This is a genomic window from Pseudomonas sp. CM25 (genome assembly GCF_013179705.1).
Lineage (GTDB): Bacteria > Pseudomonadota > Gammaproteobacteria > Pseudomonadales > Pseudomonadaceae > Aquipseudomonas.
The window spans coordinates 1-10,954 of the sequence record NZ_JABMCW010000185.1; the positions used below are offsets into that span (position 1 = coordinate 1).

At 63.3% G+C, this 10,954-nt stretch carries 7 protein-coding genes; 3 read left to right on the plus strand and 4 right to left on the minus strand.

Features of this window, described 5'->3' with window-relative positions:
• Both HP546_RS18540 and HP546_RS18545 read left to right on the plus strand, forming a co-directional pair.
• Nucleotides 1-370 (plus strand): endonuclease/exonuclease/phosphatase family protein (locus HP546_RS18540; RefSeq protein ID WP_172228154.1); only part of this gene is annotated, 370 nt, incomplete at its 5' end.
• 318 nt (nt 371-688) lie between these two features.
• Entirely contained in the window at nt 689-1,765 is a 1,077-nt protein-coding gene (locus HP546_RS18545) for an autotransporter domain-containing protein (RefSeq protein WP_172228156.1), read from the plus strand.
• Nucleotides 1,766-1,866: 101 nt separating this feature from the next.
• Here HP546_RS18545 and glgB read toward each other — a convergent pair whose 3' ends face one another.
• The 3 genes from glgB to HP546_RS18560 all read right to left on the minus strand — a co-directional run bounded on the left by glgB (nt 1,867) and on the right by HP546_RS18560 (nt 9,489).
• A complete protein-coding gene (gene glgB / locus HP546_RS18550) occupies nt 1,867-4,077 on the minus strand; it encodes a 1,4-alpha-glucan branching protein GlgB (protein WP_172228158.1) in 2,211 nt (736 codons plus the stop codon).
• On the minus strand, nt 4,074-7,394 hold the full coding sequence (treS, locus tag HP546_RS18555) for a maltose alpha-D-glucosyltransferase (protein ID WP_172228160.1): 3,321 nt from the start codon (nt 7,392-7,394) through the stop codon (nt 4,074-4,076). Before treS ends, glgB begins: the two co-directional genes overlap by 4 nt.
• Before the next feature lie 76 nt (nt 7,395-7,470).
• Entirely contained in the window at nt 7,471-9,489 is a 2,019-nt protein-coding gene (locus HP546_RS18560) for an alpha-1,4-glucan--maltose-1-phosphate maltosyltransferase (RefSeq protein WP_172228162.1), read from the minus strand.
• A 140-nt stretch (nt 9,490-9,629) separates the two neighbouring features.
• Between HP546_RS18560 and HP546_RS18565 the strand changes: the two genes are divergently transcribed.
• Entirely contained in the window at nt 9,630-9,791 is a 162-nt protein-coding gene (locus tag HP546_RS18565; RefSeq protein ID WP_172228164.1) for a hypothetical protein, read from the plus strand.
• 96 nt (nt 9,792-9,887) lie between these two features.
• Here the strand turns inward: HP546_RS18565 and HP546_RS18570 are convergent.
• On the minus strand, nt 9,888-10,954 hold a 1,067-nt coding region (locus tag HP546_RS18570; RefSeq protein WP_172228166.1), incomplete at its 5' end, for an AMP-binding protein.

The window sequence follows — 10,954 nt, forward strand, 5'->3', positions numbered from 1 at the left end:
GCCCCAGCGCCAGGTGCATGCCATCTGTGTGCACCTGTCGTTGCTGGAAAGCCACCGGCAGAAGCAACTGCAACTGCTGCGCGAATTGCTCGATTCCCTGCCCGTCGACGCCCCGGTGATCATTGCCGGCGATTTCAACGACTGGAAGTCCCACGGCAACCGCACCCTGGGCTTGCAGCGTGACCTGCACGAGGCCTTCGAGCGCCACCACGGCCACCTCGCCCGCACTTACCCTGCCCGCCTGCCACTGCTGCGCCTGGACCGTATCTACCTGCGCAACGCCGAGAGCCATGGGCCGCGGATTCTGGGGCACAAACCTTGGTCGCACCTATCCGACCACCTGCCGTTGGCGGTCGAGGTACGGTTCTAACAATCATTCTTCATAGCCAAGGTAGGGCAAATAGCAAACCCCGCTATACACCCCTTATTTATTCGATTAATCAATGGGTTGAGGCCCACCACGAAACATCCACACAGGCTTCACGCTTTCTTGACGCAAGCCCCAGCGTCTCCTTAGATAAACATTACCTAGCGGAAAACATCCCGCGCCGGGCCTCTAGCTCGCGCCTTTGTGCGCGCTTGCGAAAGCTGGCGTGCGGGTTTGGGTCGCCCCCTGTTTTTGTCGTACAGCTCGTGACAACAGGCTAGGTCCTCGGGCTTTACCCTACAAAAACAAAGGAGATCCGCCATGAAAAGCACCTCGAACCCTGTGCGCTTCGACAGCATTTTCTACGCGGTTTCCACGTCGCTGCTTCTGGCAACCCCGGTGGAAACTTTCGCGTACGAACTGCAAGGTGATCCGAGCTCACCCGGCTTTTTGCAGCAATCAGTGGTGCCGCAACCGTCGCTTGACCCGGTCAGCGCCAGCGGCTTGAGCATCGGCACTTTGAACGCGTTTTCGCAGAAGATGGGCGAACGCCACGGGCAGGCGCCAGCCGACCTGATCGCCAGCCAATGGGCGCAGTTCTTCCCCACCGGTGCACGCAGCGGCGCGCAACCGCCCGCGCAGCTGGAAGCACCCAGCCAGCAACTGATGATCGGCCCGGACCTGTTCGTGCGTGAAACCGCTGCGGGCAATGTGCACCGCGCCGGCATTTTCGTGGGGCACAACAACCTGCAGAGCAGCTTCAACGGCATGCGCCCGCTGCTGGGCGACAAGCAGCGCAATGCCGTCAACCTGAGTGGCGAGAGCCTGGGCGTGTACTGGAGCATGACCCATGAGAAAGGCTGGCACCTGGATGCCGTAGCCATGGGCTCGCGCATCGACGTCAATGGCCGCAACGAGAACGGGCAACGGCTGGACGACAGCGGCCACGCGATGACCTTTTCGGTGGAGGGTGGCATCCCCATCGGTCTGGGTGGCGGCTGGGTGATCGAGCCGCAGGCGCAGTTGATCAACCAGCAGTTCTTCCCCGGCAGCCGGGTGCAGGAAGAGACCCTGCAAGCCTTCGACAGCCAGCCGAGCTGGAGCGGCCGGGTCGGTGCCAAGCTGTCCGCAAGCTACGAAGTGCGCGGCATGCCCATCGAACCCTATGTGCGCACCAACGTATGGTACGACTTCAGCAACGCCGATGAGGTAAAGCTGGACCAGGTCGACAAGATTTCCAGCTCGCGCTACTCCACCACCGTTGAATTGGGTTTGGGGCTGGTGGCGCGGGTGACGCCATCGGTGGCGCTGTTTGTCAGTGCCGACTACAGCAGTGATGTGGATGACAATGATTTGAACGGGCTGATTGGCAGCCTTGGGGTAAGGATGCGGTGGTAAGCATGTCAGGTCTTTCGCAGCGCAAGGCTGCTCCTACCCAGGAAAGCGCGAACCTGTAGGAGCAGCCTTGTGCTGCGAAGGGGCCAGCCCCTGGTAACCGGTCAGGCTGGTTTCATGATCAATACGCCAAGCGGCGGCAGGTTCAGGGCCAGCGACAACGGTTGCCCATGACTGGCCAGCTCGTCACTCTCGACCACCCCCAAGTTGCCCACATTCGACCCGGCATACAGCTCTGCATCACTATTCAGCAACTCCTGCCAGCGCTCGCCGAACGGCACGCCAATGCGATACCCCTCGCGCGGCACCGGCGTGAAGTTGGCCACCACCAGCACCGGCTCGCCACTGCTGCTCCAGCGCAGCCAGGCATAAACGCTGTTCTGCGCATCGTCCCCGATCAGCCACTGGAAGCCCTGCGGCTGGCAATCCTGCTCGTGCAGCGCCGGCACCTCGCGATACAGGCGGTTGAGGTCGCTCACCAGGCGTTGCACACCCTGGTGTTCGGGGTATTGCAGCAAGTACCAGTCCAGTTCACTGTCGTGGTTCCATTCACGCCACTGGCCGAACTCGCAGCCCATGAACAGCAGCTTCTTGCCCGGATGCGCCCACATGAAGGTGAGGTAGGCGCGCAGGTTGGCAAACTTCTGCCAGCGGTCGCCGGGCATCTTGTCGATCAGAGAATGCTTGCCGTGCACCACTTCGTCGTGGGAAATCGGCAGGATGAAGTGCTCGGAATAGGCATAGATCAGCCCGAAGCTCATCTCGTTGTGGTGGTGGTTGCGGTGCACCGGGTCGTTCTGGATGTAATGCAGCGTGTCGTGCATCCAGCCCATGTTCCACTTGTAGGCAAAGCCCAGGCCGCCCTGCTGGGTCGGCTGGCTGACACCGGGCCAGGCAGTGGATTCTTCGGCGATGATCAGTGCGCCCGGGGCTTCATGGGCCGCCACACCGTTCAGGTGACGGATGAAGTCGATGGCTTCCAGGTTCTCGCGCCCGCCGTGGCGGTTGGGCACCCATTCACCGGCCTTGCGCGAATAGTCGCGGTACAGCATCGAGGCCACCGCATCGACACGCAGGCCGTCGATGTGGAAGTGCTTCAGCCAGTGCAGGGCCGAGGCCATCATGAAACCGCGTACCTCGTTGCGGCCGAGATTGTAGATCAGCGTGTTCCAGTCCTGATGGTAGCCTTCCAGCGGGTTGTCGTATTCGTACAGCGCGGTGCCATCGAAGCGCGCCAGGCCGTGCTCGTCGGTAGGGAAATGCGCAGGCACCCAGTCCAGCAGCACGCCAATGCCGCCCTGGTGGCAGGCATCGATGAAGGCGGCGAAATCTTCGGCACTGCCATAGCGTGAGGTGGGCGCGAACATCGACAACGGCTGATAGCCCCAGGAGCCGCCGAACGGGTGCTCCATGATCGGCAGCAGTTCGATATGGGTGAAACCCAGCTCTTGTACATAAGGCACCAGGCGTTCGGCCAGTTCACGCCAGTTGTAGTAGCGCCCCACTTCGCCAGCCTCGTCCAGCTCGCAGCGCCACGACCCTGGGTGCAGCTCGTAGATGGACAACGGCGCGTTGTAGGCATGGCGCTCGGCGCGTTGCGCCATCCATTCGTGGTCTTGCCAGTCGTGGCCAAGCTCACCTGCTACCTTGGACGCGGTACTCGGCGGCAACTCGGTTGCGCGCGCCAGCGGGTCGGCCTTGAGCGGCAGGATGCCGTCCTTGCCCAGCACCTCGAACTTGTAGGTTTCGCCAATGCCCAGGCGCGGGATGAACAGCTCCCAGACCCCGGCACTGTGGCGCAGGCGCATGGGGTGGCGGCGGCCGTCCCAGTTGTTGAAATCACCCACCACCGACACCCGGCGGGCATTCGGTGCCCACACCGAGAAGCACACGCCGTCGATGCCGTCGACCTGGGTCGGCTGGGCGCCGAAGCGCCCGGACAAATCGCGGTGGTTGCCTTCGGCAAACAGGTGCAGGTCCATGTCGCCCAGTTGCGGGCCGAAGCTGTAGGGGTCTTCGGTCACCTGCTCGCCGCCGGCCCAGCCGATCTGCAGCAGGTAGGGCTGTGCCTCATCAAGGTGCGCGCTGAACAGGCCGGGCACGCTGCTCTGCTCCATTTCGGCGAGCACGCGCCCATCATTGCGCGCCAGGATGCGCACACTGAGGGCACTGGGCAGGAAGGCGCGGACCACCTGCCCGCCTGCGCCATCGCCATGGGGGCCGAGCACCGCAAATGGATCGGCGTGTTCGGCGCGGGCCAGGGCGTCGAGGTCCCGTTGCCGAAGGCCACCGTTTTCACGCGTTGTAACGTTCATTCTGACTCTCCCCAGGTACTGATCAGTCCATGCAGGCCATGCAAAGGTACGGCCAGCCAGCTTGGACGGTTTTCGGCTTCGTATGTAATTTCGTAGGCAGCTTTTTCCAGGCAGAACAGCTCCAGCGCGGCACGCTCGCCCTCGGCCTGCTGCCAGGCGTGGGGCATGGCGGCGGTGGCCAGGCCATAGGCTTCGACAAAGGCATGCCGCGACTGGTGCAGGTACTGCCTGGCCACCCGTTGCCGGGCTTGGCGCGCCGGGTCGGAAAGGTCCACCGCAGACGCGCTGCGCAAAATCATGGCAGCAGCATAGTCGAAGGATCGCAGCACGCCGCTGACATCCTTGTAGGGGCTGTGTTTTGCCCGGCGCTCGTCAAGCGGACGGGACGGTTCGCCTTCAAAATCGATGAGGTAGGCATCGCCCTGCACCACCAGCACCTGCCCCAGGTGCAGGTCGCCGTGCACGCGCATCAGCAAGCCACCCTCGGCCTGGCGAGCGAGGTTGGCGATGTGCTGGGCCAGGCCGTCGCGTTGTTGCTGCAGGTCGTCTACCAGTGTCTGGCTATCGGCGTCGAGGTGCTCGCGGTGCTGGGCCAGCAGGTCGAGGGCGTGGGCCAGCTCGGCGCTTATCTGCTGACTCCAGCGCTTGCTATCAGCCGCATCACTGGGGCGAGGCGCGAAAGCCTGGTCGTCGGTTGGTGCGGCCAGCAGCAGATGCATTTCGCCCAGGCGTTGGCCGAGTAAAGCGGCAAAGCCGGTGAGTTCGGCCAGCGCGTCGGTGTGCGCCTCGGCGTCGCTGCGGCTGGGCTCCATCTGGTCGCGGATGGCCCTTTCCAGGGTGTTCTGGGTCCAGGCCCAGGCATCGCCCTGGTTGCTCAGATAACCTTGGGCGATCATCAGCAGGTGCGGCGCTTTCTGTTCGTCCACGCGGCTGACCCAGGCCAGCAACGGCGAGATATTGGCAAAGCCGGCGGCGGTCAGGTAGGCGCTCATTTCCAGCTCCGGGTGCACGCCCGGGTTGACCCTGCGGATCAGCTTTAGCACCACCCGGTCGCCGATCACCACCGAGCTGTTGGACTGTTCGGCACTCAGGTAGCGCACTTCGCTTTCTTCGCTCAAGCCCAGTTCCGCCAGCTGCTCGGTGCTTTCGAAGTGCAACTCGCCCTCGCCCTTGCCACACGGCAGGTGCAGGCCATCCTGGCAGCCGCGCAGCACTGCGCGGATGAAGGGTTCAAGGACGAAAGCGTCGGTGATCAGGCCCACCTGATGGGCGCGGCGCACCCGCGACAAGGCCAGTTGCTGTGGCAGCGCGGTGTTGATCTGGTCCTCGGGGAGCAGACCGAACGGCAGCTGGTAGCGGTTGGCGACGCCGTCACTGAGCACTTCGATTTCGCTGAGCAGCACCGGCGTGGTGGCGGTGCCAAAGCGCACGCCATAGCACAGGCGCACGTCGTCGATCGGTCCTTCCTTGCCGGCAAACCAGCGGCGCTTGGGCAGGTATTGCGGCAGGATGGCGGTTTGCAGCGTATCGCTGGCAGGTGCTTCCAGCAGTTCTTCCATGCGTTTGCGCAGTACCAGCGTATTCAATTCGGGTAACCCCTCGGTGGCCTGGATGTGCCAGCTGGGCATGCGGTCGTGCGACGCCAGCAGGAACCAGTAAAAAGCATAGGGTGGCAAGGTCAGCAGGAACGGCAACTGGCCGATTGGTGGGAAGGCGCTGCCGCCCAGCATCTCCACAGGTACTTTGTCGGCGAATTGTGACAATTCCAGTTCGGCTGCCTGGGCGGCGCGGGACACGTTGGCCACGCACAGGATCACCTCGGTATTGCCATCGGCGTCGGTGTACTCGCGGATATAGGCGAGAACGCGCCGGTTACTGGGGGTAAGGGTACGCAGCGTGCCGCGGCCAAAGGCTTTTTGCTGCTTGCGCACCGCCAGCATGCGCCGGGTCCAGTTCAGCAGCGAGTGCGGGTCATGGCTCTGGGCCTCGACATTCACTGTCTGGTAGCCGTACAGCGGGTCCATGATGGGCGGCAGCACCAGGCGCTGCGGGTCGGCGCGGGAAAATCCGCCGTTGCGGTCCGGCGACCACTGCATGGGCGTGCGCACGCCGTCGCGGTCGCCCAGGTAGATGTTGTCGCCCATGCCCAGCTCATCGCCGTAGTACAGGGTGGGCGTGCCGGGCATCGACAGCAGCAGGCTGGTGAGCAGTTCGATGCGCCGTCGATCACGCTGCAGCAGCGGCGCCAGCCGGCGACGGATGCCCAGGTTGATGCGCGCACGGCGGTCTTCGGCGTAATAGTTCCACAGGTAGTCACGCTCGCGGTCGGTGACCATTTCCAGGGTCAGCTCATCGTGGTTGCGCAAGAAAATCGCCCATTGGCAGTTGGCGGGGATTTCCGGTGTCTGACGCAGGATGTCGGTGATCGGGAAGCGGTCTTCCATGGCCAGGGCCATGTACATGCGCGGCATCAGCGGGAAATGGAAGGCCATGTGGCATTCATCGCCCTCGCCTTCGCCGAAGTACGGGCGGGTGTCTTCGGGCCACTGGTTGGCCTCGGCCAGCAGCATGCGGTCGGGGTAGTTGGCGTCGATTTCGGCGCGGATCGCCTTGAGCACGTCGTGTGTTTCGGCGAGGTTTTCGTTGTTGGTGCCGTCACGCTCGATCAGGTAGGGAATGGCATCCAGGCGCAGGCCGTCGACGCCCAGGTCGAGCCAGAAGCGCATCACCCCGATGACCGCCTTGAGCACCTGCGGGTTGTCGAAATTGAGATCGGGCTGGTGCGAGTAGAAGCGGTGCCAGAAATACTGGCCGGCGACCGGGTCCCAGGTCCAGTTGGACTTCTCGGTGTCGAGGAAGATAATGCGCGTGCCGTCGTATTTCTGGTCGTCGTCCGACCACACGTAGAAGTCCCGCGCCTTGCTGCCGGGCTTGGCGTGGCGGGCGCGCTGGAACCACGGGTGCTGGTCGCTGGTGTGGTTGATGACCAGTTCGGTGATTACCCGCAGCCCGCGCTTGTGCGCTTCGGCAATGAAGCGGCGGGCGTCGGCCAGGCTGCCGTAGTCGGCATGCACATCTTTGTATTCGGCAATGTCGTAGCCGTCATCGCGCCGTGGCGAGGGGTAGAACGGCAGCAGCCACAACGTATTCACACCCAGCTCGGCGATGTAGTCGAGCTTGCTGATCAGGCCGGCGAAGTCGCCGATGCCGTCGTTGTTCGAATCGAAGAACGACTTGATGTGCAGCTGGTAGATGACGGCGTCCTTGTACCACAGCGGGTCGTCGATAAAGGCTGCCGGGCGGGAACGCTTGGCCATGAGTGACTCCTTTCATTTCTGCGAAACCGTGTTGCCTGACTTCGGGGCTGCTATGCAGCCCCAGAATATTCAAGCCCTAGCGCGCCTTTTCGATCCGCCAGATACCGAATGGCTGATGCCAGGGTTCGATACGCATGAACTGGGTCTTGCCGTACCAGGACCAGCGGTGGCCATTCATCAAATCCTCGCCGTGGGTTTCAGCATCGTCATCCAGCCCCAGCTCCCACAGGGGCAATTCGAAATGCGCCTCCTGGGCGTTGAACGGGTCGAGGCTGATCGCCACCAGGATGAAGTTGTCACGCTCGGGCGTACGCTTGGCGAAGTACAGGATGTTGTCGTTCCAGCAGTTGAAGAACGCCACACCGAGGTGCGTCTGCAATGCCGGGTTCTGCCGGCGAATGCGGTTGAGCTGGGCAATCTCGGCGATGATGTTGCCGGGCTGGGTGAAGTCGCGCGGACGAATCTCGTACTTCTCCGAGTCCAGATACTCTTCCTTGCCCGGCAACCCGGCGGCTTCGCACAGCTCGAAGCCGGAATACATCCCCCACAGCCCCGACCCCATGGTCGCCAGCGCAGCGCGGATAAGGAACCCGGCGCGGCCCGAGTGCTGCAGGAAGAACGGGTTGATATCCGGCGTATTGACGAAAAAGTTGGGCCGGTAGCACTGGCTCCATGGCGGCTGGTTGAGTTGCTCGAAGAACTCGCGCAGCTCCTCCTTGGTATTGCGCCAGGTGAAGTAGGTGTAGCTCTGCGCGTACCCCACCTTGCCCAGCCGCGCCATCATCGCCGGCTTGGTGAAGGCTTCGGCGAGGAACAGCACGTCCGGGTACTGGCTGCGCACATTGGCAATCAGCCATTGCCAGAACGGCAGCGGCTTGGTGTGCGGGTTGTCGACGCGGAAGGTTTTGACGCCCTCCTCGACCCAGCCGATGATCACATCGCGCAGGGCCAGCCACAGGCTCGGCACTGCGTCGGGGGCGTAGAAGTCGACGTTGACGATGTCCTGGTATTTTTTGGGCGGGTTCTCGGCGTAGCGGATAGTGCCGTCCGGGCGCCAGCTGAACCAGCCCGGATGCTGTTTCAGCCAGGGGTGGTCCTGGGAACACTGGATGGCGAAGTCGAGCGCGATCTCAAGGCCATGCTGCGCGGCCGCCGACACCAGCCGACGGAAGTCCTCGCGGCTGCCCAGTTGCGGGTGAATGGCGTCGTGCCCACCCTCGGCGCTGCCGATGGCATAAGGGCTGCCAGGATCCTCGGGTTGCGCCTGCAAAGCGTTGTTGCGGCCTTTGCGGTGCTGGGTGCCGATAGGGTGAATGGGCGGAAAATACAACACATCGAAACCCATGTCGCGGATCATCGGCAGGCGCTGATGCACATCGTTGAAGGTGCCATGGCGCTCGGGGCTGTCGGTGATCGAGCGCGGAAACAGCTCATACCAGCTGGCAAACTGTGCTGCCGGGCGGTCGACATCCAGCGGGAACTCGGTGCTGCTGGTGAGGTAGCAGCGGTGCCCGGCTTCGCTCATCAACCGGCTGGCCTCGGTGCCCAGCAACAGTGCCACCTGGTCGTCATCGGGCAGCGTCTGCAGCCGCGCCTGCAGCGCCTGCAACTGCTCGCGCAATGCGCCACTGCTCAGTTCAATGCCCTTGCCCAGCAGCCGCCGCCCCTCTTCAAGCTCCAGCTTGATGTCCACCCCCGCCTGGAACTTTTTTTCCAGGTCATGGCAGTAGGTGGCGTAGGGGTCGATCCAGGCGTCGATGCTGAACAGGTGCGGGCCGATTTCGGTAGGCGTGAACTCGGCCAGCCACAGATCATTGCCGGGCGATGTCATGGGCACGCAGTGAATTCGCCGGCTGCCCGCCTGGCGCCAGTTCAACACCACGGCCATGCGGTCGTGGCCGTCGGTGAATACCTTGCTGCTGACCGAAACCGGCTGGTTGCTGATGGCCTTGGCGGCAAACGTGCCGCCGTCGAGTACCGGTTGGGTATCCTCGATTGCGATGCGCGGTGCCAGCAGCGCCTGGGACAGGCTGATGACCTGGTCCGGGTGATCGTTCGCCATGGGCACGCTTTCAAACGGCTCGTTACGTGACATCGACCTTGCTCCCTCAGGCTGGTGGCGGTAAGGGTTCAGAGCCGGGGCACAGGCATGGGGTTCAAAAAAATTGAGCGAACGGCAACTGCCAGCGGTCAGAGCCTGCAGCACCTCTTCATTCACCCACGCGAGGTCAGGCCATGAACATCCCGATTCCACCGGAAACCCCCGATCCGAACATCGACGACCCGAGCCTGCCGCCGCCCGTGCCGGAACAGGACCCGGACGAGCTGCCGATCAAGCCGACCGTGCCGCCGACGGTAGGCGACCCGCCAAGCCAGGAGCCACCGGTGAAGGCTTAAGGGTAGACCAGGATTCTGTGCAGGCAGGACCGGCCTCTTCGCGGGTCAATCGGGGCGATCCGATTGACCCGCGAAGAGGCCGGCTCAGCTAGCACATCATCCAGCTGATACAGCTGAAATCTCCGCCACACTGATCTCGCGCATGCGGAACTTCTGCACCTTGCCGGTCACTGTCATTGGGTACTCGTCGACAAAGCGGATATGCCGCGGCACCTTGAAATGCGCAATGCGTGCCTTGCACCAGCCCTGCAGCTCTTCCACCGTGGCGCTGTGCCCAGGGTGCAGCTTGATCCAGGCGACGATCTCTTCCCCATAGCGGCTGCACGGAATGCCGATCACCTGCGCGTCGGCCACCGCCGGGTGGGTGTAGAAGAACTCTTCCAGCTCGCGCGGGTAGATGTTCTCGCCACCGCGAATGATCATGTCCTTGTTGCGCCCCACAATACGCACATGCCCGTGCTCATCCATCACCGCCAGGTCGCCCGAATGCATCCAGCCAGCCGGGTCAATGGCATCGGCCGTGGCCTGGGGGTTTTCCCAGTAGCCGAGCATCACGCTGTAGCCACGGGTGCACAACTCGCCGATCTGGCCGCGGGCGACGATGCAACCGTCGGCGTCCACCAGTTTGTTCTCAAGCTGCGGCTGGGTGCGGCCGACGGTGGTCACCCGCAGCTCCAGTTCGTCGTCCGGGCCGGTTTGCAGCGACACCGGGCTGGTTTCGGTCATGCCGTAGGCAATCTGCACTTCGGCCATGTGCATCTGGTCGATGACCCGGCGCATCACCTCGATCGGGCAGGTAGCGCCGGCCATGATGCCGCTGCGCAGGGTCGACAGGTCCATCTGCGCACGGGACGGGTGGTCGAGCATGGCGATGAACATGGTCGGCACGCCATAGAGGATGCTGGCGCGCTCTTCGGCCACGGCGCGCAGGGTGAGCTCGGCATCGAAGGCGTCATTGGGGTAGATCATGGTGCTGCCGTGGGTGATGCAGCCAAGGTTGGCCATGACCATGCCAAAGCAGTGGTAGAGCGGCACCGGGATCACCATGCGGTCTCGCTCGTTCAGACCCAGACTTTCGCCGACCATGAAGCCGTTGTTGAGGATGTTGTAGTGGCTGAGCGTGGCACCCTTGGGCGCGCCGGTGGTGCCGGAGGTGTACTGGA